Here is a 26,495-nt window from a genome sequence, read left to right as displayed (position 1 = left end):
GCGCAACTCGCGCCGCGAGAGCGACGATTCCCTTCCCGAACGAAGGCGCCGGCGCTCCGCCGCGCGCCCCCGCAAGGGAGGTCGACGGACATGGTGCAAAAGCGAGAAGGACAGCCGCTCCCGGGGACGTCGTACCGCCTGCTCCAGAGGATCGGGTCAGGCTCGTGCTCCGAGGTCTTCGAGGCGACGGGGCGCCGCGGTCAGCTGCGCGCGCTCAAGCTGCTCCGCGCCATGCACGAGGGGGCGAGCGAGGTCGGCGCGCGCCTCGTCCAGGAGGGGCGCGCGCTCTCGGCGCTGAGCCACCCGCACGTCGTGAAGGTCGAGGAGGTCGGCGTGACGAGCGACGGCCGTCCCTTCCTCGTCATGCCGCGCCTCTTCGGTGAGACGCTGCGCGAGCGGCTCGACGCGCGCGGGCCGCTCGCGACCCCCGCCGCCGTGCGCATCGCCATCCAGGTGCTCGGCGGGCTCGCCGCGGCGCACCGCGCCGGCATCATCCACCGCGACATCAAGCCGGCGAACGTTTTCCTCGCGCAGGCGAGCGGCGCCGAGCAGGGCCCGGCCGATCTGGAGAGAGGGCCCTCCGCGCCCGAGGCCGAGCACGCGGTGCTGATCGACTTCGGCATCGCGAAGGTGGCCCGCGAGACGCTCGGGCCGCCGACGGGCTCGAACGTCCTCGGCACCCCGCGCTACCTGTCGCCCGAGCAGATCCGGGGCGAGGAGGTCGACGCGCGCACCGACGTGTACGCGGTGGGGCTCCTGCTGTTCGAGGCGCTCACCGGGCGAGGGCCGTTTCCGGTGGTCGACTCGATGGCGGTGATGCGGGCGCACCTGAGCACGCCGGCGCCGCGGCTCCGCTCGCTCCTCTGGGTTCCTCCGGCGCTCGACCACGCGGTCGCGCGCGCCCTCGAGAAGGACCCGGGGCTCCGCTGGCAGACGGCGGACGCGATGGCCGCCGCGCTCGCCGAGGCGCAGGGAGAAGACGGCGGCCGGGAGACGGACGCGCCCGACGGCGCGGGGCAGTCCCCGCCGCCGGGCGGCGCGCGCGGCGCGCGGGCGCAGCTCGCGGACGGAGGGGCGCGATGACCGGCGCGACCGCCGAGGGGCGCACGCTCCTGTACGCGCCCGGCGCTCCGCTCGCGCCGCAGGCTCCTCGCGCGCGGCTGCCGCGCGCGCTGGGCGAGGTCGAGCTGTCCGCAGACGCGCGGCCGCTGCGCGCGCTGGGCGAGGTCGAGCTGTCCGCAGACGCGCGGCCGCTGCGCGCGCTGGGCGAGGTCGAGCTGTCCGCAGACGCGCGGCTGCTGCGCGCGCTGGGTGAGGTCGAGCCGTCCGAAGGCGCGCGGCTGCTTCGCGCGCTGGGTGAGGTCGAGCCGTCCGAGGGCGCGTGGCCGCTGCGCGCGCTCGCCGAGGGCGAGCCGATCCCCGGCACGCCGTACGTCGTGGTGCGCCTGCTCGGCCAGGGCGGCATGGGCGAGGTGTACGAGGTCGAGCACCGCGAGCTCGGCCGCCGATTCGCGGTGAAGCTGCTGCACCGCTGCCACGCCGGCCGCAGCGATCTCTCGGCGCGCATGCGCGCCGAGGCGCGCGTCATCGCTCGCTTGCGCCACCGGAGCCTGCCCGAGGTCTTCGATCTCGGCACCACCCGAGGCGGCCGCCCCTACTTCGCCATGGAGCTCCTCGAAGGGCGCGACCTCAGGACCGAGCTCGCGCGCCTCGGCGTGGTCGCGGTCCCGACCGCGCTCGGCCTGGTCCAGCAGGCCCTCTCGGCGCTGTCGCTCGCGCACGCCGCCGGCATCGTCCACCGCGACCTCAAGCTCGAGAACCTGTTTCTGTGCGACGACGGCACGCTCAAGGTCCTCGACTTCGGCGTCGCCAAGCTCCTCCACGCCGGCGCCTCGCTGACCGCCCCGGACGCGGTCATCGGCACGCCGAGGACGATGGCGCCCGAGCAGTGCGCCTCCCTGCCGATCGATCCGCGCGCCGACATCTATGCGATGGGCCTCGTCCTCTACGAGCTCGTCGCCGGGCGAGGCCCGTTCGACGAGCTGCACGGCCGCCGCGACGCGCTCCGCTTCGCCCACTGCGAGCGGGAGCCGCCCCCGCCGTCGCGCTACGCGCCGCAGCCGCTCCCGCCCGCCCTCGATCGGGTGATCCTGCGCGCCATCGCGAAGGCGCCAGAGCACCGCTTCCAGACGGCCGGCGACATGGACGCCGCCGTGCGCCGGCTGCGCGACGGAGCGCCGCACGGCGCGGCGCCGGCGGCCAGCACGGCGGAGCTCACCCCGACCGCCTTCGACGTCCCCACGGCCCGCGCCGGCGCGCCCGCCGCCGCGCAGCGCCTCCCGCCGCTCGCCGCGCAGGGCGGCGGCCGCGCCGGCGCCGCGCCCGTCGCGCGCCGCCCGCCGGCGCGCTCGAGGCGGCGCGCATGCCCGGCGCCGCGCGTCGCCCGCGCCGCGTCGCGCGCCGCCGCCCTCGGCGTGTGCGCGCTCGCCGTCGCGTCCGCCGCGCTCGGGCTCACGCTCGCAGAGCGCTGGCTCGCGGCGAGCGATCTCCCCGCGCCGGCGCCGCCGTCCGCGCCCGCCGCGGCAGAGGCGCGCTCGGCTGTAAGGTAGCCTCGTCGAGCCCGTTCTCCGGTCGACACCGCAATGCGGAGTGGAGGGACCATGAACCGGACGCGACGAATCGGGCTGGCTTGTTTGGCGATATCGCTCCTCGCGGGCGCTGCCTCGTGCGGCGGCGGCGCCGCGCCCCGGCCGGTGGACGCCGCGACGTCGAGGGCAGCCGATGCCGCTCCTGGGTTCGTCGCCTCGAGCAGCTCCGGCGCCTGGGACGGCGCCGCCTCCGAGCCGGGCGCGCCCGCCCCGCCGCCGTTCGAGGCCGCGCCCGCGGCGCCCTCTGCCGGCTTCGAGGCGCCCTCCGCCGGCCGTGCCGAGGGGGCGGCGCGCAGGGCGCCGAGCAGCCAGGTCGCGCCGGAGCCGATCGAGCGCCCCGGCCTCGGCACCGAGTGGGGCGAGACGCGCGTGTCCCGCATCTCGACCGCGCCGTTCGTCCGCGCCGACGTCGAGCGGCCGTTCGCGGTCGCGAGCCTGTTCTACAACGACGCCGAGGGCGCCCGCGCCATGGCGAGCGCGTCCGGCTTCCGCCGTACGTCGCCGCAGTCCTTCACGCTCGCCGGCGGCGCCGTCGCGATCGGGCTGCGCGGCGACGGCGGCGGCTTCCTGAGCGGCTTCGTCGCCGGCGAGACGAGCCACGTCGTCGGCGAGGCCGGCCAGCGCTACAGCGTCGTGCTGCGCAACCTCACGCCGAACCGGATCGAGTGCGTCGTCTCCGTCGACGGACTCGACGTCATGGACGGCCAGCCCGCGGCGTTCGACAAGCGCGGTTACCTGGTCGAGCCCCACGGCGAGCTCGAGATCGACGGTTTCCGCCAGAGCATGGACACGGTCGCGGCGTTCCGGTTCGGCTCGGTCCGCGGCTCCTACGCGAACCAGAAGCACGGCGACACGAGGAACGTGGGCGTGATCGGCGTGGCCCTCTTCCACGAGCGCGGCACGGCGCCCTGGACGCTCGACGACGTCCGGCGCCGCCGGGAGGCGAACCCGTTCCCGGGGCAGTTCGCCACGCCGCCCGGACTTTGAGCCGTTCCAGCGGCGTTCCAGCGGCGATCCCGCGCCCGCGCTGACGTCCGATAAAATCAAGCTCCCGCTCCGGCGCACGCCGGGCTAGGGCACCGCACGGTGTCGGACTTATTGAACCCGTCTCAACGTGCGGCCGTCGAGCACGAGCTCGGGCCAATGCTGGTGCTCGCCGGCGCCGGATCCGGCAAGACGCGCGTGGTGACCACGCGGATCGCGCGCCTGCTCGATCGCGGCATCTCGGCGCGCTCCATCCTGGCGATGACCTTCACCAACAAGGCCGCCGCCGAGATGCACGAGCGCGTCGGCAAGCTCGTCGGCGCCAAGGTCGCGCGCGAGCTCAAGGTCTGCACCTTCCACCGCTTCGGCCTCGACGTGCTCGGCGCCGAGACCCGCGCCCTCGGGCTGCGCGGCGGCTCGTTCGCCATCTTCGATCAGTCCGACGCGCTGGGGGTCATCCGCGAGATCCTCCGCGAGCTCCGCGCCGGCAAGAGCTACGACGTCGGCGCGATCCTCTCGCGCATCTCGAACGCCAAGAACGCGTTCCTCGAGCCCGAGGCGTGGGCCGAGGCGCAGCGGCAGGGCAAGGGCATCGACGACTACGACGAGATCTCGATGCTCGTGTACCCGCGCTACAACGCGGCGCTGCGCTCGTTCCAGGCCTTCGACTTCGACGACCTCATCTGCGAGGTGGTCCGCCTCTGGCAGACGCGGGCCGACGTCCTCGATCGCTGGCGGATGCGCTACCGCTTCGTGATCGTCGACGAGTACCAGGACACGAACCGCGCCCAGCTCGAGCTCCTGCGCCTGCTCTGCGGCGAGCACCGCAACGTGGTCGTCGTCGGCGACGACGACCAGTCGATCTACGCCTGGCGCGGCGCCGACGTGCGCAACATCCTCGATTTCGAGGAGCATTTCTCGGGCGCGAAGGTCGTCAAGCTCGAGCACAACTACCGCTCGCGCAAGCCGATCCTCGACGTCGCCAACGCGGTGCTCGCGAAGTCCGGCGCCCGGCGGCACAAGAAGTCGCTCATCGCCACCCGCCTGGACGGCGACAAGGTGCGGTCCATCATCTGCGTCGACCCCGACGTCGAGGCGAGCTTCGTGGCCACGGAGGCGCAGCGCCTCCTGGAGCGGGAGGCCGCGCGGCCGAAGGACATCGCCGTGCTCTACCGGTCGAACCTCCAGGCGGCCGCGATCGAGTCGGCCCTCAAGGAGCGGCAGATCCCGATCCGGATGATCGGCGGCCAGCAGTTCTTCGAGCGCAAGGAGGTCAAGGACCTCATCGCCTACCTGCGCGTCGCGCTGAACCCGCAGGACGAGATGTCGCTGCGGCGCATCCTGAACTACCCGGCGCGCGGCGTCGGCGACGCCGCGATCGCCAAGCTCGGCGCCTACGCGACGGCGCACGACACCTCGCTCTGGACGGCGGTGTCGCGGCCGCACGCCATCCACGAGCTGAGCGCCGCCGCGATCGAGGGGTGCCGCCAGCTGCTCCGGATCATCGAGGCCGCGCGCGGGCGGCTCGAGCGCGGCGAGCCCTCCGCGGAGGTCGCGCGCGCGCTCCTCGCCGACGCCGGCTTCAAGGAGGACATCATGACCGGCTCCTCCACGAACAACGCCGCCGCGCGCCGCTGGGGCAACCTCGAGGGGCTGCTCAACGTCTTCGCGCGCCGCGACGAGAAGGGGAAGGGGGACCGCGCGAGCTTCGCCGAGTTCCTGCGGCTGCTCGCGCTCCGGCAGGACTCCGAGGAGGAGGAGGCCACCGACCGCGTGACGCTCACCACGATGCACGGCGCGAAGGGCCTCGAGTTCCCGTACGTCTTCGTGATCGGCCTGGAGGAGGGGCTGATGCCCCACCAGCGCAGCCTCGACGAGCGCGCCACCGACGCCGCGCCGAGCGGCGCCGAGGGGGGCGACACGGGCGGCCACAGCATCGAGGAGGAGCGGCGGCTCTTCTACGTCGCGGTCACGCGGGCCCGCGATCGGCTCTACCTCACGCGGGCGAAGCACCGCGGCTCGCGCGGCAAGATGGTGCCGAGGACGCCGAGCAGGTTCCTGCTCGACATTCCCCCCGAGCTCATCGAGGAGCGCGAGGAGCTCGCGCCCGTCGCTCCGGGGATGGAGAAGGTCAAGGCGGGCGCCGCGGGCGTGCTGGCGGCGCTGGCGATGAACCCGTTCGCGGGAGATCCGCCCCTCATCCCACGCCGCCGTTGAGCGGGGCTCGCCCGCTTCGGATACGGGCCCACCTCGACGTTTTCGGTGCTCGGCGTACAAGAGTACGCCTCCGCGCCGAAAACGCCGATCTGGGCCCGTCTCCTGTGCGGGCGAGCCCCGCTCAGGGAGCGGCTGAGCCAGGGCGCCGGAGAGCCGGCGTGCCGGCGAACCATCTTGGAAGGGGTCAGGGATGGGCGGGGCGGGGGCTCCGATGACGGAGCCCCCGGGCGGGGCGGACGCTCAGATAGCGGCACCCTCGGCGGCGGCAAAGCCGACGCGGGTGATCTCCTGCACGCCCTTGCGCGTGACGAAGTCGCGGAAGCTCTCGCCCTCGGCGCGGCCGGCCATGTAGTAGCGCGCGATGGCGGCGATCACCTTGGGCGTCTCCTCCTCGGGGATGCGGCCGTCGAGGCGCTCGCCGATGCGCGCGTTCGGGCCGCAGCCGCCGCCCACCCGGAGCGAGTAGTGCGGGCGCTCGACCCCATCCTTGCCCTTCACCATCAGCCCCGTCATCCCGATGTCGGCGACGTGGTGCTGCCCGCACGAGTTCGGGCACCCCGAGATCTTGATGTCGAACTCGCCGAGGGCGCTCACGAAGTCGTCGGCCTCCTGGCGGCTGCCGTTCGGCACCAGGTGCTCCCGGATGCGCGACCCGACCTGCATGCTCTTCGTGATCGCGAGCGTGCAGTAGTCGCCGCCCGGGCAGGTCACCACGTCGGTGATGTGCCCCGAGTCCGCCTCGGCGAGGTCCATCTGCGAGAGCTCGCGGTGAAGGTTGAGCAGCTGCCCCTCCGGCACCCAGCGCAGCACGAAGTTCTGGGTGTTCGTCGCCCGCACCTCGCCGTTGCCGTAGCGCCGCGAGAGGTCGGCCAGGCGCCGCAGCTGCTCGCTCGTGATGTCGCCGAGCGGCAGCTTGACCGTCGCCACCCGGTAGCCGGGCTGCTTCTGCGCGATCGTGTTGGTCCGCTTCCAGCGCGCGAACGCGCCGTCGCCGAGCGTCTCCCGCAGCGGCGTGAGCGGGGGCGGATCGTTCTCCCGGTACCCGGCCACATTCTCCTTCAGCTCGGCCGCGAGCGCGTCGCCGCGCTCCGCCTTGATGCGATCGAACTCCTCGTCGAGCCTGCGCAGGAACTCGGCCTCGCCGATCTTGCGCAGCAGGAACTTGAGGCGCGCCTTCTTCCGGTTCTTCCGCTCTCCGTCCCGGTGGAACACGCTGACCACGGCCTCGCACACCGGCAGCAGATCGGACTCCGGGATGAACTCCTTCCAGAGGTGCGCGATCTCGGGCGTCGAGCCGAGCGAGCCGGCCACGTAGACCGCGAAGCCGCGCCCGCGGTCGCCGATCTTCGCGAACAGACCGACGTCGTTGATCATGACCTGCGCGTGATCGCGCGCGCTCCCCGAGAAGGCCACCTTGAACTTCCGCGGTAGCCGCCGGTTGTGCTCGTGGAAGAGGAAGTGCTTGGTGACCGCGAGCGCGTAAGGCGTCACGTCGAACACCTCGTCCTCGACCACGCCGGCGAGGTGGGACGCGGTGATGTTGCGGAGCGTGTCCGCGCACGCGCCGACCGTCGTCACCCCCGCGCGCGCGAGCACGCGCTGCAGGTCGATCGTCTCCTCGATCTCCAGGTAGTGGAGCTGAATGTCCTGGCGGGTCGTGACGTGCGCTAGCCCGCGACCCCACCGCTCCGTGACTTCCGCGAGGGCTTCCAGCTGCGCAGCCGTGAGCTGCCCTCCGGGAATCTTGATGCGCTGCATGTGCTTCACGTGCGCGAGCTGCGCGTAGACCCCCATGGCCAGCCGCAGGGGGCGGAACTGGTCGGGGGTCAGCTCACCACGTTTGAATTTGGCGACGTTCTCGGCGTGTTCGTCGATGGCCGCCGCAAGGCGCTCGACTGGATGCAACATAACCGATGGTATTCCCTATATTTCCGACGCGTCAAGTGCGACAATTCTGAAGGCCGGTGCCACCGAAGTTCCCGGCCCCTCGGCGCCCCCCACCTCGGCGCCCCCCCACCTCAGCGCCCCCCATGAAGACCGAACTGCCGAACTCGACCGATGCTGTGCACGCGGGTGTGCTCCGCGAGCGGCCGTCCCACACCCTCGCCCCCGCGATCGCGCAGACGGCGACGTACACGTTTGCGAACACAGCGGATCTCGAGCGCTACTTCGCCGGGGGCGACACGGACCCGGAGCGCCAGGAGTACGGCCGCTACGGCAACCCGACCGTGCGCGAGGTCGAGCAGCGCATCGCGGCGCTCGATCGCGCGGAGGACGCCCTGCTCTTCGCGAGCGGGATGGCGGCGGTGACGACCACGGCGTTCGCCCTGCTCAAGGCGGGCGACCACGTCATCCTCTTCCGCGACGTGTACCGCCGCACGCGGCAGTTCGTGATCAACGTGCTCTCGCGGCTCGGCGTCGAGCACACGCTCATCGACCCGGGCGCGTTCGACCAGCTCGAGGCGGCCTTCAAGCCGCGCACCCGCTTCGCGCTGAGCGAGTCGCCGACGAACCCGTACCTGCACTGCATCGACCTGTCCCGCTTCGCCGAGATCTGCAAGAAGGCGCGCGTCAAGACGGTCGTCGACGCGACGTTCGCGACCCCGTACAACTCCGACCCGATCGGCCGCGGCATCGACCTCGTCGTCCACAGCGCCAGCAAGTACCTGTCCGGCCACAACGACGTCCTCGGCGGCGCGGTGTCCGGCTCCAGCGCGCTGATCTCGCTCGTCCGCGACATGCGCAGCGTCCTCGGCGGCATCATCGACCCCCACGCCGCGGCGCTGATCGGCCGCGGGATGAAGACGCTCGCGCTCCGCGTCGAGCGGCAGAACGCGACGGGGCTCGCGGTCGCGCGCGCGCTCGAGGCGCACCCCGCCGTCGAGCGGGTGTTCTACCCCGGGCTCCCGTCGCACCCGGATCACGAGATCGCGGCCGCCCAGATGCGCGGCTTCGGCGGCGTCGTGAGCTTCATCGTGCGCGGCGGGCGCGAGGCGGCCGCGCGCGTCGTCGACGGCACGCGCATCGCCGCGATCGCCCCGAGCTTCGGCGGCGTGGAGACGCTCATCGAGCAGCCCTGCATCATGAGCTTCCACGAGCTCAACGACGAGCAGCTCGCGGCGATCGGCATCTCCCCCGCGCTCATCCGCCTCTCGGTCGGCGTCGAGGAGACCGAGGACGTCGTGAAGGACGTCCTCGGCGCGCTCGACGCGCTCCAGAAGGCCTAGCCCCCGAGCTTCTTCAGCTTCCGCTGCAGCGTCCGCCGGTCGATCCCGAGCAGCTTCGCCGCGGTCGCCACCACGCCGCCCGACTCCCGGAGCGCGGCGCGGATCGCCTCGCGCTCCAGGTCGTCGAGCTTCAGGCTCCCGGGCGGCGGCGTCGGGGCCGCCGCCGAGGGGGGCGGCCGCTGGCGCTCGCGGAGGCTCGCGGCCTCGCGCAGGAGCTTGTCGGCGTCGACGGGCTTGCTGAGCAGCGTGTCCGCGCCCTCGCGCATCGCCGCCACCGCGAGCGGGATGTCCCCGAACCCGGTCAGCATCACGATCGCCGCGTCGGGCTGCAGCTTGCGGTACTTGGCGAGCGCGCTGAGCCCGTCGCCGCGCGGCATGCGGTAGTCGATGACCACGAGGTCCACCGGCTCGTACTCGAGCGCCACGAGCCCCTCGTCGATCGTCGCCGCGGTCCGCGCCACGACGCCGCGGCGGCGCAGCGCGCCCTGCAGCGTGGTGCGGAACGCGTCGTCGTCGTCCACGAGCAGCGCCGTCTCGATCCGTCGCGTCATCTTCACCTCAGGCGGCCCCGGCGCGCTTCAGCGCGGGGGGGAGATCCGCGTCCATCGGGCCCGTGGTCCCGTCGAGGCGGAGGCGCAAGGTCGCCTTCGCCCCGCCGGTCTCGACGCTCTCCATGCGCAGCACCGCGTTCATGCGCGAGGCCATCATCGAGCTGATGTAGAGCCCGAGCCCCATCCCGCCCTGCGACATCTTCGTCGTCTGGAACGGCTCCCCGAGCCGCCCGGCGATCTCGGGGCTCAGCCCCGGGCCGCTGTCCGAGACCGCGATCTCGCAGACGTCGCCGCGCTCGACGACGCTCACCTCGATCCGCTGCTCGGCCCCGTCGTCGATCGCCTCGGCCGCGTTCGCGAGCAGGTTGACGAGCACCTGGCGCAGCGCCGGCTTGAGCACGTTCGCCTGCACCGGCCGCGGCGTGTCGAACGCGAGCTCGCCCCGGTAGCCGAGCCGCGCGAGCTCGGCCTTCGAGAGGTCGCGCACGAAGCGGGTGAGCTCCAGCGGCTCGAGCCGCTGATCGAGCCGGATCTGCCCGCGCATCAGGCTGATGATGTCGCTCGCGCGCCGGGCCTCGCCGGCCACCGTCTCGGCCATGCGCGCCGCGTCCTCGGAGCCCGTCTCGCGCGCCACGTCGACGAGGTCCTTGCTCGCGAGGAGGATCGTCGCGAGCGGCGTGCTGAGCTCGTGAGACATGCCGCCGACCATGCGCCCGAGCATCGCCAGCCGCTCGTTCCGCTGGCTCTGCTGCCGGAGCTCCTCGAGCCTGTGCGCGTAGACGACGACGAAGAAGCCGAGGAACAGCGTCAGCGACGTCAGCGAGACCAGGTCGCCGAGCTGCCGGATGCGGTCGCCGTCGAGCGACGCGGAGTCGAGCGGCAGCGGCTCCGCGTCGGTGAGAACGCCGATCGCGAGCAGCGTCAGCAGCCCCACGAGCACGGTCGTGCGCCGCGGGCAGAGCAGGCCGGAGAGGGCGATGTGGAAGGCGAGGAAGACGGCGAACGGGTTCTCGAGGCCGCCCGAGAACCAGAGCATCCAGGCGTTCGCGACCACGTCGCCCACGAGCTGGGCGCGCGCGAGCTCCTGCGCGGGCTCGCGCGTCGAGGTCTCGCCCCCGTCGAGCGGGCGCGCGCGCCGGACCCGGTAGGTCCAGGCGAGGTTCGCCACCGTGATCGCCGCGATGCCGAGGACGAGCGGCCCGAGCCGGAGGTCGGGCACGAGCTTCCGGCTCGCCACCGTCGTCGCGATCATGCCCGCGATCGCGACCCACCTGAGCTGGATCAGCCACCGGTCGGCGGTGTCCCAGGACGGGGGCTTCGGCCCGGACAGCAGGACCGCGAGCCGCCGCCGCGCCGCCGGGGGCGCGCCGCTCTTGGTGGGGTCGGCGTCAAGCGACCAGGATTGGAAGGAGGATTGCATCCGCGCGCGGACAGGGAGGGCTTCCAGGGCGCGGTCGCGGCGTCCGGCGTTCAGCCCGGAGCAACCTTTCGACGTTGCCTTTCATCCGCTCCCTTGTACCGCGCACGAAAGCCGCGAGCACGCGCGAGGTGCACCCGCGCCCACATCCGAGGGGTGGCAAGAAAAATCCCTGTGATTCCAGGGGCTTAAGATTGTGTTCCGGCTTACATCCGGCGCTTGCTGCGGGGCGCGCGGCCCCGCAGCGGGTCACTCGGTGCCCTGGTGGACCTGCTTCGGCGGCGGGGCCACCTTGTGCGGCTTCTTCACGATCCAGTTGTCGGCGGCGCGCTTGCCGTCGAAGGGCGCCTTGATGTCCGCCGGCCGCTCGGCCTCGACCTGGTCGGCCCGGCCCCGGTTGTTCGTGTCGAACATCGTGAAGCCGATGAAGATCGCCAGGAAGATGAGCGACGACGCGAAGATCAGGGTGTGGAATTTGTGGTCCCACTTGAGGTGCATGAAGATGAGCGCCACGACGCTCGCCTTCACCGTCGCGATGAGGACCGCGATGGCCAGGTTGGCCGCGCCGAGGTCGACGTAGCTCGCCCCCACGGTCACGACCGTGAGCACGAGCAGCGTGAGCCAGGTGGCGATGTAGACCTTGAGCGGCAGGACGTGGGGCACGTGGTCCGCGCCGTGGCCATGGCCGTGCCCGTGTCCGTGCGCGTCGGCTGCTTCTGCGTGTGTCGACATGCTGTCCTCTAGGCCTCAGCCCACCAGGTAGAGGAGGGGGAAGAGATAGATCCAGATGAGGTCGACGAGGTGCCAGTACAGCCCGACCCCTTCGACCGGCGAGTAGTAACGGCTCGAGAACTCACCGCGCGTGTTGCGGATGAGGATCCACGTGATGAGCCCCATCCCGATGATGACGTGCACGCCGTGGATGCCCGTCATCATGAAGTAGATGGCGAAGAAGATCCCCGCGTGGGCCGTGGTGAAGCCCTCGGCGGTGAAGTACTTCCCGGGCAGCAGGCCGTCGTGGAACTTGTGCTGGTACTCGAAGTACTTGATCACGAGGAACGCGGCCGCGCAGAGCAGCGTGATCACGAGCAGCCGCGTCGTGGTCTTCTGGTCGCTCTTCTGCGCCGACCGGACGGCGAGCGCCATCGTCAGGCTGGAACAGATGAGCACCACCGTGTTGATGCCGCCCATCACCTTGTCGAGGTGATGGTGGGCCTCCACGAACGAGTCGAAGAACCACGTCCGGAAGACCGCGAACGCGCAGAACAGCCCGCCGAAGAGGAGGACCTCGGTGACCAGGAAGAGCCAGATGCCCATCCTGCCGGCGTCGAACTGCGTGTCCGCGGAGTCGAAATGATGGGCGACGTGGAAATTGGGGGACAGGACCGGCCCGGCCTTGTTCGGCCGATCGGCGGCCTCGGCGTGCGCGCTCATGCGTTCTCCGTGTTGAAGTCGTATGCGCCCTTGGTCACGATCGGGGTGCGGACGAAGTTCTCGGTGATGGGCGGGGAGGCGGCGGTCCACTCGAGGCTGAGCCCGCCCCAGGGGTTCTTCGGCGCCGGCGCGCCGGAGCGGAGCGAGCGGATCAAGCAGACCAGCATCACGAGGATGCCGGCGCCCAGGATCCACGAGCCCACCGTCGAGAAGGCGTGCAGCGGCTGGAACTGGTCGAGGTAGTTGTAGTAGCGCCGCGGCATCCCGCGGCTGCCCAGGACGAACTGCGTGAAGAACGTGACGTTGAAGCCGATGAACACGAGGACGCAGGCGATGGCGGCGAGCCGCTCGGAGTACATCTTCCCGGTGATCTTGGGCCACCAGTGGTGGAGACCGCCGAAGTAGGCGATGACGGTGCCGCCCACCATCACGTAGTGGAAGTGCGCGACGACGAAGTACGTGTCGTGCAGGTGGAGGTCGACGCTGAGCATCCCGAGGAAGACGCCGGTCAGGCCGCCGATCGAGAAGAGGATGAGGAACGACAGCGCGTACAGCATCGGCGCGTTGAAGCTGATCGAGCCGCGCCACAGCGTGGCGGTCCAGTTGAAGACCTTGACCCCGCTGGGGATGGCGACGAGGAAGGTCAGGAACGAGAAGATGATCGCCGCGAGCTCGCTCTGGCCCGAGGTGAACATGTGGTGGCCCCACACGAGGAAGCCGACCAGGGCGATGGCGACGCTGGAGAAGGCGATCGCCTTGTAGCCGAAGATCCGGCGCCGCGCGTGCACGGAGATGAGCTCGCTGATGATGCCCATGCCCGGCAGGATCATGATGTAGACGGCCGGATGGCTGTAGAACCAGAAGAAGTGCTGGTAGAGCACCGGGTCGCCGCCGAGCGCCGGGTCGAAGATGCCGATGTGGAACGCGCGCTCGGCGATGAGCAGGAGGAGCGTGATGCCGAGGACGGGGGTCGCGAGGATCTGGACGATGCTCGTCGCGTAGAGCGCCCAGAGCATGAGCGGCATCTTGTACCAACCCATCCCGGGCGCCCGGAGCTTGTGCAGGGTGACGACGAAGTTCAGCCCCGTGAGCACGCTGGAGAAGCCGAGGATGAAGACGCCGAACGTGACGCTCAGGACCGACGTCGTGGTGACCGTGCTCGAGTACGGGACGTAGAACGTCCAGCCGGTGTCGATGCCGCCCGTGACGAGCGACGAGAGCGTGAAGAGGGCGCCGATCCAGTAGAGATACAGGCTGAGGAGGTTCAGCTTCGGGAAGGCGACGTCCTTCGCGCCGATCATGATCGGCAGGAGGAAGTTGCCGAGCGCGCCGGGGATGCTCGGGATGATGAAGAGGAACGTCATCACCGCGCCGTGGAGCGTGAACATCTGGTTGTAGGCGTTCGCGCTGATGATCGTCGCCTTCGGCGTCAGGAGCTCGAGCCGGAGGACCAGCGCGAAGACCCCGCCCATGAGGAAGGCGATGAAGGTGCTGACGAGGTACATCAGGCCGATCCGCTTGTGATCGACCGTGGTGAGCCACGACATGATCCCGCTCGTGGCCCGGATGTAATCCGATCCGTGGCCGCCGTCGGGCGCCGTATTGACGTCGAGGGTCGTTACTGTCTGCGACATGACTGCTTCTCCCCGGCGCTCACTTCACCGTCTTGAGGTAAGCGATGAGCGCGTCCACTTCTCTGTCCTTGAGGAGCCCCTTGAACGACGGCATCACCGGCGGGTAGCCGCGCACGATCTGGCCTTGCGGGTTGAACAGGCTCTCGCGGAAGTAGTTCTCGTCCACGGTGACCTTCGATCCGTTCGTGAGCTCCTCCTCGCGGCCGAAGAGCCCCTTGAGCGACGGTCCCTGGAGGCGCGTCCCGTCGAGCGAGTGGCAGGTCGCGCAGCTCCGCTTGGCGAAGAGCGTCTTGCCGAGCTCCTCGGGCGGGAGGTCGCTGTTGTTGTTGCCCTCCAGCCACTTCTCGAAGTCCGACGGCTCCATCACCTTGACCGTGGCCATCATGTCCGAGTGGCCGGAGCCGCAGTACTCGGTGCACAGGAGCACCGTCTCGCGCGTGTCCGTCGCCTCGAACCAGACCGACGTGTACGAGCCCGGGACCACGTCCTGCTTCACGCGGAACTCCGGGATGAAGAAGCTGTGGAGGATGTCCTTCGAGCTCAGGATGACCCGCACCGGGCGCCCCCGGGGCACGGCGAGCTCGTTCACGGTCGTCGTCCCGTCGGGGTAGGTGAACGTCCAGATGTACATCTCGCCGGTGGCGTTGATCTCGTAGGACTCGGCCGGCGCCACCGAGGCGTGCACGTAGCCGCGCATGCCCACGAAGAAGAGCGCGATGAGGATGGCGAGCGGGATCAGCGTCCACACGACCTCGACCGTCGCGCTGTGGTCGATGGGGCTCGTCTTGTCCTTCTCGCTGCGCCGCCGGTACTTCACGGCGAACAGCACGACCGCCCCGGTGACCAGGACGAAGAAGAGGACGGCGACCCAGTAGGCCGCGGCCCAGCCGGCGTCGATGTGCTCGGCGAGCGTCGACCCCGCGCGGGGCAGCCAGAAGGAGCCAAGTTCGATCGGGTTCTTCATCTCCATAGTTGTGGCTCCGCCACCTTGTGTCCCTAGGAAGCCTCGTTTACGCGCGCCCTCGTGCGGGCGCGTTCAGTCCGCCAGAAGCGCAACAGCCAGAGCCCGAGCAGCACGACCGTGACGACGCCGCCGGCCTTCATCAGCCGCTGCGTCGCCAGGACGTACCCTCGGGCGTTGGGATCGTAATGGAAACAGAACAACAGCACCCGATCCCAGGCGCTCCCGACCTGCCCGCTGCCCGCTTCGCGCAGCGCGAGGCCGAAGTTCTTTTGTGGGAAGGAGATGCCGTACAGCGTGCGCGACAGGCGCCCGTCCGGGGTGAAGACGAACGCGCCCGCCGCGTGCGCGTACTGCTTTGTCGTCTCGTCCCATCGGTAGTTGAAGCCGACGGCGCTCGCGAGCGCCCGCACCGAGGCCTCGTCCCCGACGAGGAAGTCGAAGCCGTCGCCGGTGATGGGCCGGCCGTAGGCCTCGATGTAGTTCGCCCGCTTCTTGCGCGCCGCCTCGGGCGTGTCGCGGGGATCGAAGCTCACGACGAGGGCGCGGTACTCGTTGCCGGCGCTCCAGGCGCTCTCCTTCATCGCCTGGAGGACGCCGTTCAGGACCAGCGAGCACAGCATCGGGCACTCGTAGTAGCCGAGCACCAGGACGAGGGGCTTGTCGCCCGCCACGTACCGGCCGAGCTCGACCTCTTGCCCGGACTGGTCGCGGAGCCTGAGCTCGCGCGGCAGCTGAGCGCCCGGCCGCTCCTCGATGTCGATGCCGGCGAGCTCGGTCGGAATGGTTGTGTCCGCCGCCCGCGCGCGCCGCGCCGGGGTGATGGTGGCCACCACGAGCGCGAGCACGGCGAGCAGGGCGGACAGCGGGCGAGACATCACTGCTCCGGAGCGGACGGCGCCGGGCTGGCGGGCTTGGGGGCCGCGCCGCCAGGCTGCGTGGGCTGGGCGGGCTTGGGCGCCGCGCCGCCAGGCTGCGCGGGCTTGGCGTCGGCGGGCTTGGGCGCGTCGGCGGGCTTGGCGTCGGCGGGCTTGGGCGCGTCGGCGGGCTTGGCGTCGGCGGGCTTGGGCGCGTCGGCGGGCTTGGCGTCGGCGGGCTTGGCCGCGTCCTTGTCGCCGGGCTTCGCCGCGTCCTGCCCCTGGGCCGGCGCGCCGTTCTCGGCGTTCGGCGCCGCGGCCTCGTCGGGCTTCGTGCCGCTCTCGGGCTGCCCCGGCTGCGCCGCCTGCGCGGGCGCGGCGCTCGCGCCGGGGAGCGGCTGCCCGATGCGCTTCTCCTGGTAGGCCTTCAGCGTGAGCCCCACGGCCTCGTCGACCGGGATGCGGACGACGCCGTCCTTCTCGCTCGCCCACTGGTAGTGGCTGAGGCGCTCCTTCTCCATGGCCCGAAGGCCGCGGAGCGCGCTGTTCGGCGGCTCGAGCACCTTGCTCGAGATCTCCCGCTCCATCGTCGCCTTGAAGACCTCGTTCACGAAGAGGACGGTCACCACGAGGGAGAGCAGCGTGGCGATCACGATCACGAAGATGAGCGAGTTCGGCGGTCGATCCGCCTCGGCACGCTCGTGCTCGGTCTCGGCGTGCTCGGTCGCAGTGTTGTCGGTCGCTTCGCTCATGGCCGGCTCCTTACGGGTTGTCGATCCGAGCCGCTTCGGCAAGGTGTGGGTCGTTCAGAGGATACAGCGGGCTCTTGGCCGCTTGAAGGGAGAGCATCCAGGCTCCCACGCCCAGCGGGCCGAGCAGTCCGGCGAGGTCGATCCAGCTGAGGTGCGCGCCGTGGTGATCCACGTTCGGCATGACCAGCCAGTAGAGGTCGACGTAGTGCATCACGAGGAGGAGCACCGACGCCGCCCCGAGGACCAGCGGGCTCCGCTTGGCGTGCCGCGACAAGAGGACGAGGAACGGCACGACGAAGTGGCCGAACAAGAGGGCCAGGCTCACGACCTTCCACGAGCCCTCCCAGCGGTGACGATAGAAGATCGTCTCCTCCGGGATGTTGGCGTACCAGATGAGCAAGAACTGCGAGAACGCGATGTAGGCCCAGAAAATGACGAAGCCGAAGAGGAGCTTGCCGATGTCGTGCTGGCGCTCGACGTTGCTCACCTTGCGCAGGAGCCCCGCCTTGTGGAGCGCGATCGTGATCAGCGCGAGCGCCGAGAGGGAGCTCGTCGCCGCGCCGGCGAACACGTAGACGCCGAAGATCGTCGAGTACCAGTGCGGGTCGATGCTCATCAGCCAGTCGAACGCCGCGAACGAGAGGGTCAGGGCGAAGACGATGACGGCCGGGGCGCTGCTGGCCCGCATCTTCGCGGTCGGGCGGAAATCGGCGCTGTCGTCCTGCGCGCGGGAGGTCTTGATGAACCAGAGCGCGAGGCCCGTCCACGCCGCGAGGAACACCGCGGCGCGGATGTAGAAGAAGGTCGGGTTCAGGTACGCCGCCTTCCCGTGGAGCACGTGATCGTTCGCGGCCTCGGGCCCCATCCAGTGGTGGTAGACGTCGTGGGCGAGCACCGCGATCGGGAGGAACAGCACGACGCACGCCGGCAGGACGCCGCTCATCCACTCCATGTGGCGGCGCGCGGCGGCGGACCAGCGCGCGCGCGTCAGGTGCTGGATGATCACGAAGAACAGCGCGCCGAGCCCGATCGTCACGAGCCAGGTGAAGCCGGTGAGGTACGAGAACGCGAAACGCTTCGTGTCGACGATCGCCGCCAGCGCCGAGAGCGCCACGCCGACGACGGCGAGCACCATGCTCCTCGAGACGAGCCGCTTCGCGACCGCCTTATCGAGGACCTTCGCGTCCTCGGCCAGAGCACTTCCGTGGGACTTCATGGAGTTCCGCTCTCCTTCGCGATGTTGCTCCGCTGGGCCTCAGGGACATCGTCGATGCTGCCGTGCTGGCTGTGCTGCAGGACGCGCACCCACGTGACGATCGCCCACCGATCCTTGACCGGGATCTGCTTCCGATACGCCGGCATGTTCCGCACGCCGTTCGTGATGACGTTGAAGATCTCGCCGTCGGGCAGGCCGCGCGCCCGGTCGGACGCGAGGTCGATGGGCGGCGGGTACCCGCGCTTCACCACCATGCCCTGCCCGCTGCCGCTCTGGTCGTGGCAGGGCGCGCAGTAGATGTTGAAGCGGTCCTGGCCGCGCCGGATCACCGCCTCGTCGACGGTGATGGGCGCCATCGCCAGGAACGCCTCGCCGTCCTTGCCGGTGCGGAAGGCCTCGCTCTCGTCGAGCGCCCCCTGGTGCACCGTGCCCTGCACGAGCGGCCGCATCGCCCGCCCGTCGGCGAAGAGGCGCGTGCCCTCCTCGGGCTGGAACTTGGGCTGCCAGTCCATGTCCCCGAAGACGTGGATCGGCGGATCGCTGCTCGCCTGTCCGCGACAGCCGGCGAGGACGACGAGGAGGGGAATACACCAGCGTTTCACGAGGAGACCTCCCTGATGCCCTGCGCGCCGACGCGCTGGAGGAGGTTGCGCGTCTCCGTGGCATCGAACTTCGGGTCGCTCACCTCGACGCTGATGAAGAAGGCGTCGTCGGTCGCGCGCGGAAATGAGGGGTGCGTCATGGTGGGGTGGAAGAACGACGGCAGGCGCCCGAGCGCGAAGAGCGAGAAGAAGCACGTGAGCGCCGCGAAGAGGACCGTGAGCTCGAAGAAGATCGGGATGAACGCCTGGTACGAGAACGACGGCTTGCCGCTGATGATGAGCGGATAGTCGTGGAGCTGCGTGTACCAGGCGAGCAGGACGGCGCTGACGAGCCCCGTCGCCCCGCCGCCGAGCACGAGCCACGGCAGCGGCGTCGGCTTGAGCCCCATCGCCTTCTCCAGCCCGTGCACGGGGAACGGCGTGTGCGCGTCGAAGCGGCTGTAGCCCGCGTCCCGGAGCGCCTCGCACGCGTGGTAGATGTCCGCCGGGGTCGAGAAGTAGCCCATCAGCGCGTACGGCGACGACGCCGCGGCCGCTGCCTCCTCGGCCCGGTGCTCCAGCTTGCGCTCGACCCCGAGCACGGCCTTCCCGTGCGGCCCCTCTGCGTGGGGCTCGTCGTACTCCGCCTCGTCCCTGGGCACGAAGCCCTGCGGCTCGTCGCCGGGCTGGCCTCCGCGATCGGAGTCCTTGAGCTCTCCTGCCTCCTCGGCCGAGGCAGGCTCCCCGGAGCGCTTCCGGCTCGGAGGGTCGCTGTCACGCTGCATGATGAGCCTCGTCGTTGCTGTGCGAGCCGTGAGGATCGGCCGCCGGCGTGATCCCCTTCACCTCGCTGATCGCGACCATCGGGAGGTAGCGGACGAACAGCAGGAAGAGGGTGAAGAAGAGGCCGAACGAGCCGAAGAACGTCGACATGTCCCAGATGGTCGGGCGGAAGTAGGTCCAGCTGGACGGGAGGAAGTCGCGGTGGAGGCTCGTCACGATGATGACGAAGCGCTCGAACCACATCCCGATGTTGACCAGGATCGAGATGATGAACATCGCGGGGATGCTGGTGCGCACCTTCTTGAACCAGAAGAGCTGCGGGAAGATGACGTTGCAGCTCACCATGGTCCAATAGGCCCAGGCGTACGGCCCGAGGATGCGGTTCGCGAAGGCGAACCGCTCGTAGGCGTTGCCGCTGTACCACGCGATGAAGAGCTCCATGCCGTACGCGTAGCCGACCATGGTGCCCGTCGCGACGATCACCTTGTTCATGTTCTCGAGGTGCCGGATCGTGATCAGGCCCTGGAGACCGAACGCCTTGCGCGCGAACACCATCAGCGTGACGACCATCGCGAACCCGCTGAAGATGGCGCCGGCGACGAAGTACGGCGGGAAGATGGTGGTGTGCCAGCCGGGGACGATCGAGACGGCGAAGTCGAACGACACGATCGTGTGCACGCTGAGCACGAGCGGCGTCGAGAGGCCGGCGAAGATGAGGTAGGCCTTCTCGTAGTGCAGCCAGTGCCGGTGCGAGCCGCGCCACCCGAGGCAGAGGATGCCGAAGACGATCTGCCTCGTCCGCGTCGTGGCCCGGTCGCGGAGCGTGGCGAGGTCGGGGATGAGCCCGACGAACCAGAAGAGGGCCGAGACCGTCGCGTAGGTCGAGACGGCGAAGACGTCCCAGAGCAGCGGGCTCTTGAAGTTCGGCCAGATGCTCATCTGGTTCGGGATCGGGAACAGCCAGTGGGCGAACCAGATCCGGCCCAGGTGGGCCACCGGGTAGATGGCGGCGCACGCGACGGCGAAGATCGTCATCGCCTCCGCCGCGCGGTTGATGCTCGTCCTCCACTTCTGGCGGAAGAGGAAGAGGATGGCGCTGATGAGCGTGCCGGCGTGGCCGATACCGACCCAGAACACGAAGCCGGTGATGTCCCACGCCCAGTTGACCGTGGTGTTCAGCCCCCAGATACCGATGCCGGTCCCGACGAGGTGGACGAGCGAGCCGCCGAGGACGAGCAGGAGGCTGACGGCGAGGCAGAACAGGATGAGCCACCCCGAGGGCGGCTTGTTGAGCACGATCCCCGCGACCTTGTCGGTGAGGGAACGGAAGTCGTCCTTCCCCTGCACGAGCGGCGCCTCGTCCAAGAGGGCGGCGCGGTCGGAGATCCGGGGGTGATCGACCTGGAGGGGTGCAGTGGCGCTCATGCGTCGGCGAGCTCCGGGTTCTTGTTGCGGATCCTGGCGAGGTAGGTGACCCGCGGCTTTGTGTTGATCTCGTCAAGCATCCGGTAACCGCGCGGGCTCGCAGACGTCACGGACACCTGGCTCTTCTGGTCGTTGAGGTCGCCGAAGATGATGGCCTGCGTCGGGCAAGCGCCCTGGCACGCGGTCACGATCTCGCCGTCCTTGATGTGCTCCCGCCCCTCTCTCTTCGCCTCGATCTTGGCGTGGTTGATCCGCTGCACGCAGAAGGTGCACTTCTCCATGACGCCCCGCGAGCGGACGGTGACGTTGGGGTTGAACTGCATCTTCCGCGACTCCGAGTCCGGCTGGCCGTACTCGAAGAAGTTGAAGCGGCGGACCTTGTACGGGCAGTTGTTGGCGCAGTACTTCGTGCCGACGCAGCGGTTGTACGCCATGTCGTTCAGCCCCTCGGGGCTGTGCGTCGTGGCGGCGACCGGGCACACCTGCTCGCACGGCGCGTTCTCGCAGTGCTGGCAGGGGAGCGGCTGCTGGATGCTCTCCGGCTCGTCCGGGTTCGTCCCCTGGAAGTAGCGATCGACCCGCAGCCAGTGCATCTCGCGCGTCTGGCGCACGCCGTCGGCGCCCACGACCGGGATGTTGTTCTCGGCCTGGCAGGCGACCACGCACGCGTTGCAGCCGATGCAGGCGTTGAGGTCGATGCTCATGCCCCAGGCGTGCCCTTGCCGGCGGTTCGGCTCCTGGAACAGGCTGAGCAGCGGCGGCACGTGGACCTGCTTCTTCGCGAACTCCGGGTCCTGCTCGAGCTCGGCGAGCGTCCCCTCGCGCGCGAGCGGGCGGCCCTCCATCACGAAGTGCTCCTGCGTCCGCGCGAGCTCCACCTTCTCGCCGGTCCTCTCCAGCGAGAAGCCGCCGGCGAGCTCGAAGGCGTCGCTCTTGCGGAGCGGGGTCGTGTCGACGCCGACGCCGCGCCCGACCCGGAGCGCCGCGCGCCGGCCCTGGCCGACGCCGATCGCCACCGAGTCGTCCGCCTGCCCCGGTGCGACGACCACGGGGATCCGGACCTGCGCGCCGCCGCCCGACAGCGTGACGACGTCGCCGTCCTTCACGCCGAGCCGCGCCGCCGTGGACGGCGAGAGGCTCGCGCCGCTGCCCCAGGTGAGCTTGGTCATCGGGTGCGGCAGCTCCTGGAGCCACCCGTTGTTCGCGAACCGCCCGTCCCACGCGTGCATGTCGGGCCGGAAGGTCACCTCCAGGCCCTCGGCCGCTGCGGGCGCGAACGCCCGCAGCGCGTCGACCGCGGCCTGCGTCGTCGCGGTCACCAGCTCGTCCGCGAGCTCGGTCCCCGCGAAGAGGCCGTCGTGCAGCGCGCGGCGGACGTCCTGCTCGGTGCGCTTCGCGCCCTCGGCGTTCATCCAGGTCGCCCGCACGAGGTCGTACGCGGTCCGCGAGCCGCCGAGCAGGAGCTCGATCACCTCGGCGTCGGTCCTGCCGCCGAAGATCGGCGCGATGAGCGGCTGCACGATGCTGGCCGTCCCGTCCTCCGCCCGGACGTCGCTCCACGACTCCAGCGGGTGGGCGCGGTTCAGGTGCCAGCGGGAGCGCTCGCTCGTCTCGTCGACGTGCGTCGAGACGTGCACGCTCACGGGCACCTTGGCGAGCGCGTCGGCGAAGCGCGCGTCCGCGGGCGCGTCGAACGCCGGGTTGCCGCCCAGGATGATCAGCGCCTCGACCTCGTCCTTCTCGATGGCGCGCGCGAGCTCGACGAGCGCCTCGGGGCCCTCGCGCGACTCGTCGAACGGCGCGACGAGCCGGACGGCCTTGCCGGTGTTGTCGAGGGCGAGGTTGATGAGGTGCGCGAGGGCGTGGACCTCCTTCGGCAGCGAGCGCCCGGCCACGACCGCGCCTTGCCCGCGGTTCGCCGCGAGATCGGCGGCGATGGCGGCGACGTGGCGGGTCGCCTTGGCGTCGAGCCCGCCGGCCTTGCCCTCGATCGCCTTCAGCAGCTCCGCGTCGAGCGCGACGCCGCGCTTGCCGAGCTCGGCGGCGAGCGCGAAGGCGAAGGCGGGGATCTTGCGGCTCTGGATCCGGAGCCGGTGATCCGCCGATGCGCCGGTGATCGTGAAGGTGCTCTCGACCGCGTAGAGGCGGTTCATCGCCTTCGCGTCCTTGTCGACCGCGCGGCCCGCGGCGAACCCGCGCGCCTGCTTGACGGGGCTGCCGTCGGTGCCGAACAGGTCGGCGTCGAGCGCGACGATGACGCGCGCCTTCGCCAGATCGAGCGTGGTCTCGAGCGGCTTGCCGAACGCGAGCCGCGCGCCCTCGCGCGCCGCGTCGCGCGAGAACGGCTCGTACCGGACGACGCGCGCCTCGGGGAGCGTCTTGCGCAGCTCGGCGAGGCGCGCGGCCAGGGTGGGCGACCTGTGCGCCTCGGTGAGGATCGCGAGCCCCTTGCCGCCGCGGCCGCGGAGCTTGTCGCCCTGCTCGCGCAGGAACGCCGCCGCGTCGTCCCAGGACTTCTCGGCGGCGCCCTCGCGCGGCGACTTGCTGCGGTCGGGATCGTAGAGGTCGAGGACCGCGGCCTGGGTGTAGATGGTGGTCGCGCCCAGGCTCTCGGGGTGCTTCGGGTTGCCCTCGATCTTGGTGGGCCGCCCCTCGTGGCTCTCGACGAGGACGCCGAAGGCCGTGCCCATCATCGGCAGCGCGGTCGCGAAGAAGAGCGGCTGGCCGGGGATGACGTCCTCCGGGGCGCGCGAGTACGGCAGGATCTGCTCGACGGGCCTGCGGCAGCCCACGAGGCCGCCGAGGGCGAGCGACGCGCCCATGAGGCTGAGGAAGGTGCGCCGCCCGACGCCCTCCGGCGGCTCGAACGCGGCCGGAGGGAACTCGCGCCCGAGCGCATCGACGAAATCGGGCGAGCCGGCGAGCTCGTTCAAGCTGCGCCAGTAGGTCTTTCCAGAGATGTCCTGGGCGAGGGGGAGGGGAGTTCGTTTCATCGGTGGCACCCCGAGCAGTGGAGCGGCGCCTGCACCTGCCGCCCGGAGGTAGTGACCGCTGGCACGCGATCTTGATAAGGTTCCGGGTTCGGGGGGACCCCGGCGCCCGCCATGACGGCCGTCGAGGGCGCCATATCCATCTTGGTGACGTCGGCGGGGTTGCGGAGGTGGGGGCCCGGATTGCGGTGGCAGTCCAGGCACCATCCCATCGAGAGCGGCGCGACCTGCCGGACCTTGTGCATCTGGTCGACGCGGCCGTGACAGCTCACGCAGCCGACCCCTGCAGCGAGGTGGGCTGAGTGGTCGAAATAGGCATAGTCGGGCAGGTTGTGGACGCGCACCCAGGGAATGGGTTGATCGTTCGCCCAGCTCTCCTGCACGAGCAGAAGCTTTTCGCTGTCCCTCCGCACCTTGGCGTGACAATTCATGCACGTCTCGGTCGGTGGAACGGCGGCGAAGCCGGATACCTCCACTGTGTTGTGGCAGTAGCGGCAGTCGATACCGAGGTCGCCGGCATGCAGCTTGTGCGAGTAGTCAACCGGTTGATCCGGCTGATACCCGACCTCGAGGTGTTTGTTGGTACCGTAGTACCAGAATCCGCCGATCACAGCGGCGCCGAGGGGCAGAACTCCGAAGAGCAGCCCCAGGGGCACCACTTTGTTGGCCCATCGTGGGAACAGGAACCGAGCCATAGGGTTGTGTGGTGCGTCGGGAGCGACGCGCGGCCCAGTTATGGCTTGCTGGCGGGGTGCGACAAGACGGCAAAGTGCCGCGTGACCGCGGCAGATTGCCGCTGTGGATAACTGAGGCCCCACGGCGCGGCAGGTCGCCGCTGGGTGCGGCAACTTGCCACGGCTCCTGGGGTTTGCCCTTACGGATGGGCGGGCGACGCCGGCCCGGCGCTCGATCGAAAAAGGAGCGGAAACGTCAGGCGAAGCGCGTGCCGGGGGAGGGCGGCGGCCGGTCGGGGAGGGGCCGCCGCGCCTGCCCTCCCGGGGGAGAGCTCAGAACACCGGGGTGAACGCGCGTGGCGCCCTTTTCTTCCTGAGGCAGCGGGTCGCCCTGCTCATGTAGCAGACGGTGACGGCCCGCCGCGGCCGGCCGCTCCGGTTCACCCCGGAGCAATGCCAGAGGTAGTTGTGGATCAGCAGGGCCTCGCCCGCGGCCGCGGGCAGCGCGATCTTGCGGGCGTCGGCGTCGGCCGCGCGCACGACCGCGCCCGGGACGACGCCGCCGAGCGGCGTCGCGAGCCCGCCCAGGTGGCTGCCTTCCAGCACCTCCACGCAGCCGCCGTCCGCGGGGGCGTCGTCGAGCGCCGTCCAGATCTGCAGCTCCGGGTCGCGATCCAGCCCCCAGTAGCTGCCGCCGTCCTGGTGCCAGGGCAGCGGCGTCCCGCCGGACGCGGCCTTGTTGAAGAGCACGGCCCGGTAGATGGAGATCTCCCCCTGGATGAGCGAGCGCGCGATCCGCTCGAAGAGCGGGTTCTCGATCCAGGCGAGGAACAGCGGGTCCTTCTCGAGCTTCTCGAGCTTCCGGTACGACGTGCTCGGCCCCTCGTAGCCCTTGCCGTAGGGCAGGTCCTCGTAGCGTCCGGACGCGGCGTCGTGCTGGAAGAAGAGCCCAGGGTACGTCACGCGCCCGAGCATCAGGTCGTCCGAGCGCGCGCGGAGCGCCGCGAGCCCCGCGTCGGTCATCACGCGCCCGAGCCGGGCGTACCCGCGCGCGGCGTAGTCGGCGAGGGGGCCCGCGAGGTCGAGCGCCCTGGCCTCGGGCAGCAGGAAGCCGTCGGCGCGGCCGCTCGTGGCGCGATCGCTCGTGGTGCCGTCGCTCATCGCGCGTAGCTCGCGTCGGTGCCCAGGTGATCGCGGTAGAGCGCGTCGATGCGCCGCGCCGCCTCCGGCGAGAGCGGGCGCGCGATCGCGTCGGCGGCCGCGTCGAGGTGCTCGGCCCGAACCGGGCCGACCAGGACGGAGTCGACCACCTCGCGCCCCGCGAGCCAGGCGTACGCCAGCGCGAGCAGGCTCATCCCCTCGTCGGCGGCCACGGCCGCGTAGCCGGTGGCGAGCTCGAACATGCGCGCGCTCCAGTACCGGCGCTGGTAGAGGCGGTTGCCCTCGAAGCGCGAGCCCGCCTGCGCCGCGTCCGGCCCCGCGTGCCGCCCGGTCAGGAGCCCGCCCGCGAGCGGGTTGTACACCGCGGTGGGCACCGAGTACCGCCGCGCGAACGCGGCGTACTCGAGGTCGAGCTGTCGGATCAGCGCGTTGTAGAGCACCTGCGAGACCGCGGGGCGCGCCTTCCCCTCGGCGTCGCGGCGCGCGATGATCTCCAGGATCTGCCACGAGGCGTGGTTGCTGACCCCGAAGCGCAGGATCTTCCCCTGCTCCAGCAGCGCATCGATCGCCGCGAGCGTCTCCTCGACGGGCGTCTCCGGGTCGGGCGCGTGGAGGTAGCAGACGTCGACGCGGTCGGTGCCGAGGCGCCCGAGGCTCTCCTCGACGGCGCGGATCACCTGCGCGCGCCCGAGCCCCTCGGCCTTGCCCCGGACGCGGCGGAGGCCGACCTTGGTGGCGATCTGCGCCTCGGCCCGGCGGCCGCGCAGCGCCCGGCCGAGGATCCGCTCGGACGCGCCGTCCTGGTAGAGGTTGGCCGTGTCGAACGCGGCGATCCCGCGCTCGAGCGCGCGGCCCACGATGCGCTCGGCCTCCTCGGGCGGCGTGCGGCCGCCGAAGTTCATCGTGCCGACGACGAGCGCGGGCGGCGCGCCCGGGCGCCGCTTCGCCGTCATTCCAGCCATTTCGTCCGAGATCACGCCCGC

General features: G+C 70.8%; 22 protein-coding genes. 5 read left to right on the top strand and 17 right to left on the bottom strand.

Translation table 11 applies throughout. The features are described 5' to 3' along the window. Positions 1 to 90 precede the first annotated feature (90 nt). The 4 genes from WMF20_RS42635 (at position 91) to WMF20_RS42620 (ending at position 5,849) form a co-directional block, all read left to right on the top strand. Positions 91 to 1,083, top strand: coding sequence for a serine/threonine-protein kinase (locus WMF20_RS42635; protein ID WP_437607430.1), 993 nt, complete (start codon positions 91 to 93; stop codon positions 1,081 to 1,083). Continuing rightward, positions 1,080 to 2,609: a serine/threonine-protein kinase gene (locus WMF20_RS42630; RefSeq protein ID WP_437607428.1), complete on the top strand. Its 1,530-nt coding sequence runs from the start codon at positions 1,080 to 1,082 to the stop codon at positions 2,607 to 2,609. Before WMF20_RS42635 ends, WMF20_RS42630 begins: the two co-directional genes overlap by 4 nt. 51 nt (positions 2,610 to 2,660) lie before the next feature. Continuing rightward, on the top strand, positions 2,661 to 3,635 hold the full coding sequence (locus WMF20_RS42625; protein ID WP_437607426.1) for a hypothetical protein: 975 nt from the start codon (positions 2,661 to 2,663) through the stop codon (positions 3,633 to 3,635). A 99-nt stretch (positions 3,636 to 3,734) separates the two neighbouring features. Beyond that, positions 3,735 to 5,849, top strand: coding sequence for an ATP-dependent helicase (locus tag WMF20_RS42620; protein ID WP_437607425.1), 2,115 nt, complete (start codon positions 3,735 to 3,737; stop codon positions 5,847 to 5,849). Positions 5,850 to 6,089: 240 nt separating this feature from the next. Here WMF20_RS42620 and WMF20_RS42615 read toward each other — a convergent pair whose 3' ends face one another. Further along, positions 6,090 to 7,757: a nitrite/sulfite reductase gene (locus WMF20_RS42615; protein WP_437607423.1), complete on the bottom strand. Its 1,668-nt coding sequence runs from the start codon at positions 7,755 to 7,757 to the stop codon at positions 6,090 to 6,092. 122 nt (positions 7,758 to 7,879) lie between these two features. Between WMF20_RS42615 and WMF20_RS42610 the strand changes: the two genes are divergently transcribed. Continuing rightward, positions 7,880 to 9,076 (top strand): trans-sulfuration enzyme family protein, encoded by a 1,197-nt coding sequence (locus tag WMF20_RS42610; protein WP_437607422.1) that lies wholly within the window; start codon positions 7,880 to 7,882, stop codon positions 9,074 to 9,076. Here WMF20_RS42610 and WMF20_RS42605 read toward each other — a convergent pair. The 16 genes from WMF20_RS42605 to WMF20_RS42530 form a co-directional block, all read right to left on the bottom strand. Next, positions 9,073 to 9,627 carry a response regulator transcription factor gene (locus WMF20_RS42605; protein WP_129579611.1) on the bottom strand — a complete coding sequence of 185 codons (555 nt, stop codon included), beginning with the start codon at positions 9,625 to 9,627 and terminating at the stop codon, positions 9,073 to 9,075. The two genes, WMF20_RS42610 and WMF20_RS42605, sit on opposite strands and share 4 nt — an antisense overlap. A 7-nt stretch (positions 9,628 to 9,634) precedes the next feature. Further along, positions 9,635 to 11,047, bottom strand: a complete 1,413-nt coding sequence (locus WMF20_RS42600) for a sensor histidine kinase (RefSeq protein WP_129579610.1) — start codon at positions 11,045 to 11,047, stop codon at positions 9,635 to 9,637. A gap of 246 nt (positions 11,048 to 11,293) precedes the next feature. Beyond that, a complete protein-coding gene (locus WMF20_RS42595; RefSeq protein WP_129579609.1) occupies positions 11,294 to 11,776 on the bottom strand; it encodes a cytochrome C oxidase subunit IV family protein in 483 nt (160 codons plus the stop codon). Positions 11,777 to 11,791: 15 nt separating this feature from the next. Beyond that, positions 11,792 to 12,478: a cytochrome c oxidase subunit 3 family protein gene (locus tag WMF20_RS42590; RefSeq protein WP_437607420.1), complete on the bottom strand. Its 687-nt coding sequence runs from the start codon at positions 12,476 to 12,478 to the stop codon at positions 11,792 to 11,794. Further along, positions 12,475 to 14,112, bottom strand: coding sequence for a cytochrome c oxidase subunit I (gene ctaD, locus WMF20_RS42585; protein ID WP_437607418.1), 1,638 nt, complete (start codon positions 14,110 to 14,112; stop codon positions 12,475 to 12,477). Before ctaD ends, WMF20_RS42590 begins: the two co-directional genes overlap by 4 nt. A gap of 19 nt (positions 14,113 to 14,131) precedes the next feature. Continuing rightward, complete coding sequence (coxB, locus tag WMF20_RS42580; RefSeq protein WP_437607416.1) at positions 14,132 to 15,082, bottom strand: cytochrome c oxidase subunit II; 951 nt, start codon at positions 15,080 to 15,082, stop codon at positions 14,132 to 14,134. Between the two features lie 26 nt (positions 15,083 to 15,108). Then, complete coding sequence (locus tag WMF20_RS42575; protein WP_437607414.1) at positions 15,109 to 15,951, bottom strand: SCO family protein; 843 nt, start codon at positions 15,949 to 15,951, stop codon at positions 15,109 to 15,111. Further along, complete coding sequence (locus tag WMF20_RS42570) at positions 15,951 to 16,682, bottom strand: hypothetical protein (protein ID WP_437607412.1); 732 nt, start codon at positions 16,680 to 16,682, stop codon at positions 15,951 to 15,953. Before WMF20_RS42570 ends, WMF20_RS42575 begins: the two co-directional genes overlap by 1 nt. Positions 16,683 to 16,692: 10 nt before the next feature. Beyond that, complete coding sequence (locus tag WMF20_RS42565; RefSeq protein WP_437607411.1) at positions 16,693 to 17,898, bottom strand: hypothetical protein; 1,206 nt, start codon at positions 17,896 to 17,898, stop codon at positions 16,693 to 16,695. Further along, entirely contained in the window at positions 17,895 to 18,500 is a 606-nt protein-coding gene (locus tag WMF20_RS42560) for a c-type cytochrome (protein ID WP_437607410.1), read from the bottom strand. The genes WMF20_RS42565 and WMF20_RS42560 overlap by 4 nt, the downstream gene beginning before the upstream one ends. Continuing rightward, positions 18,497 to 19,264: a DUF3341 domain-containing protein gene (locus WMF20_RS42555; protein WP_437607408.1), complete on the bottom strand. Its 768-nt coding sequence runs from the start codon at positions 19,262 to 19,264 to the stop codon at positions 18,497 to 18,499. Before WMF20_RS42555 ends, WMF20_RS42560 begins: the two co-directional genes overlap by 4 nt. Beyond that, positions 19,254 to 20,687, bottom strand: a complete 1,434-nt coding sequence (gene nrfD / locus WMF20_RS42550; protein ID WP_129579599.1) for an NrfD/PsrC family molybdoenzyme membrane anchor subunit — start codon at positions 20,685 to 20,687, stop codon at positions 19,254 to 19,256. The genes WMF20_RS42555 and nrfD overlap by 11 nt, the downstream gene beginning before the upstream one ends. Continuing rightward, complete coding sequence (locus WMF20_RS42545; RefSeq protein ID WP_437607407.1) at positions 20,684 to 23,680, bottom strand: TAT-variant-translocated molybdopterin oxidoreductase; 2,997 nt, start codon at positions 23,678 to 23,680, stop codon at positions 20,684 to 20,686. Before WMF20_RS42545 ends, nrfD begins: the two co-directional genes overlap by 4 nt. Beyond that, positions 23,677 to 24,372 (bottom strand): cytochrome c3 family protein, encoded by a 696-nt coding sequence (locus tag WMF20_RS42540; RefSeq protein WP_129579597.1) that lies wholly within the window; start codon positions 24,370 to 24,372, stop codon positions 23,677 to 23,679. The genes WMF20_RS42545 and WMF20_RS42540 overlap by 4 nt, the downstream gene beginning before the upstream one ends. A 312-nt stretch (positions 24,373 to 24,684) precedes the next feature. Further along, the gene (locus WMF20_RS42535; protein WP_207217637.1) at positions 24,685 to 25,512 is read right to left on the bottom strand and encodes a phytanoyl-CoA dioxygenase family protein; all 828 of its coding nucleotides are present in this window, start codon (positions 25,510 to 25,512) and stop codon (positions 24,685 to 24,687) included. Further along, positions 25,509 to 26,489 carry an aldo/keto reductase gene (locus WMF20_RS42530; protein ID WP_437607406.1) on the bottom strand — a complete coding sequence of 327 codons (981 nt, stop codon included), beginning with the start codon at positions 26,487 to 26,489 and terminating at the stop codon, positions 25,509 to 25,511. Before WMF20_RS42530 ends, WMF20_RS42535 begins: the two co-directional genes overlap by 4 nt. Positions 26,490 to 26,495: the final 6 nt, after the last annotated feature.

Origin of the sequence: Sorangium sp. So ce834, from assembly GCF_051521425.1 — a bacterium.
Classification (GTDB): domain Bacteria; phylum Myxococcota_A; class Polyangia; order Polyangiales; family Polyangiaceae; genus Sorangium; species Sorangium cellulosum_D.
Note: the sequence above shows the minus strand (reverse complement) of the source record. Positions and strands in the feature narration are given on the sequence as shown.